The sequence below is a fragment of the Claveliimonas sp. genome (assembly GCF_037273965.1).
GTDB classification, from domain to species: Bacteria; Bacillota; Clostridia; order Lachnospirales; family Lachnospiraceae; genus Claveliimonas; species Claveliimonas bilis.
The window spans coordinates 1-2,170 of record NZ_JAYAZJ010000001.1; the positions used below are offsets into that span (position 1 = coordinate 1).

General features: G+C 44.7%; 2 protein-coding genes. Both read left to right on the forward strand.

All coding sequences use genetic code 11. The features are described 5' to 3' along the window. Positions 1–74 precede the first annotated feature (74 nt). Complete coding sequence (locus tag WJ238_RS00005; protein WP_256192957.1) at positions 75–1,568, forward strand: sugar ABC transporter ATP-binding protein; 1,494 nt, start codon at positions 75–77, stop codon at positions 1,566–1,568. 22 nt (positions 1,569–1,590) lie between these two features. Then, positions 1,591–2,170: ABC transporter permease (locus WJ238_RS00010; protein ID WP_337605812.1), on the forward strand; the 580-nt coding region annotated here is incomplete at its 3' end.

Consider the following 2,170-nt stretch of genomic DNA (forward strand, 5'->3'; position numbering starts at 1 on the left):
TGAGATGCCTTTGGCAGTAACAAAAAAAGATTCTACTAAAACAGAAAAATAAGGAAGAAGGGAGGAAAATACAGATGAGCGACATTAAAATGCGGGTATCCGGAATTGAAAAATCTTTTCCCGGTGTAAAGGCGCTCAGTAATATAGATTTTTCTGTCCGAAAGGGAACGGTTCATGCACTTTGCGGAGAAAATGGTGCAGGGAAATCTACATTGATGAAGATCATTATGGGACTTTACAAAGCCGATAAGGGACAGATATACATAGATGAAGAGCCTGTAGTGATCAGAAGTCCTATTCAGGCAATGGAAATGGGGATTTCGATGATCGCCCAGGAGCTGAATTATGTTTCTGAATTATCGGTAGAAGAAAATCTGTTTCTTGGCAGGCTTCCGGTCACAAAGTATGGAAAGGTGGACTGGAAAAAGGTTCGAAGAGAGGCAAAGCAGTTTTTGGCAGACGAGGGTCTTTCCTATGCCCCGGACCAGAAGCTGAAAACGCTGACGGTATCGGATATCCAGATGCTTGAGATCATTAAGGCGATCACCAATAACGCCCAGATCATTATCATGGATGAGCCTACATCATCCATTACAGAGAGGGAGGTCGGGCTGCTTTTTGAAAAAATTGCAGAACTGAAAAAGAAGGGAGTAGCCATCATCTATATTTCTCATAAGATGGATGAGGTGTTCCAGATCGCAGATGATATCACAGTTTTAAGAGACGGAAGCGTAGTATCAACAGACCGGGCAGAGGATATCGATATGGATACCGTGATCGCCCGGATGGTAGGACGTAAGATCGAGAATGTCTATCCAAAAGAAGATATTCCTGTGGGATCGATGGCGCTGGAGGTAGAGCACCTGACGAAGGACGGACTTTTCGAGGATATCAGTTTTCATGTTAAAAAAGGAGAGATCGTGGGATTTGCCGGACTTGTAGGCGCCGGACGTACAGAGACTATGAGGGCCATATTTGGTCTGGATCCCCATGATTCCGGTACGATAAAGATTGACGGCGAAGAAGTGAAGATAAAATCACCTCAGGACGCAATCGGGAAGAAACTGATCATGCTTTCCGAAAACCGGCGGGAGGACGGAATCATTCCGCCAAGAAGCGTGCTTGAAAATGCAAGTTTGGCTTCCCTGAAAAATTTCTTTTTCAGCGGATTTGCCCACAAGAAAAAGGAGCGGGAAGCTGTCACGGAAATGTTTGAGAAGATGAACGTAAAAACTCCTTCGATGAGCACGGAAATATCCAAGCTGTCCGGTGGTAATCAGCAGAAGGTTCTCCTTACAAGATGGATGCTCTGTGATCCGGAAGTAATGATACTGGATGAGCCTACCCGCGGAATTGACGTAGGCGCCAAATTTGAAATATATAAGCTCATGACAGATATCGTGAAAGAGCAAAGAGCAGTTGTCATGGTATCTTCAGAACTTCCGGAACTTCTTGGAATGTGTGACCGCATCTATATCATGTGCCAGGGCCGGATTACGGGATGTGTGGAAAGAAATGAATTTTCACAGGAAACGATCATGAAGTATGCGGCAGGTCTGGGCGAATGAGAGAAAGGAGAGGAAGAAGGAAATGAAAACAAAAGTTTCACATTATTCACAAAAATTCAGTATTTACATTGTACTGGTTGCCCTGTTCATTGTCTGTAGTATGCTCAGCCCATACTTCCTGAACAGCAATAACCTGATCAATGTGTCGAGGCAGTTAAGTGTAGGTATTTTGATTGCTTACGGAGAAATGCTTCTGATCATCAGTGGTTTTCTGGATCTGTCAGTAGGTTCTGTTCTTGCTCTTGCAGGAGTGTTATCTGTATCTACTTATCAGCAGACACAGTCCATGACAGCAGCTGTGCTGGTTGCCCTGGTGGTAGCGGTATCCTGTAATATTGTAAATGCATTTTTCGTAGCAAACTGCAACGTGCCTGCATTTATCGCAACATTGGGAATGCAGCAGGCTGCCAGAGGTATTGCCCTCTATTATACGAACGGACAGAATATCCTCCAGCTTGGAGATTTTGTAGAGATCGGACAGGGAATGGTAGGACCGATACCTGTACCTGTCATCCTCGTTATTGTCATAACGGTGGTTATCTGGTATGTAGTAAACCAGACCCGTTACGGACGCGGGATCTATGCGATCGGAGGAAACAGAA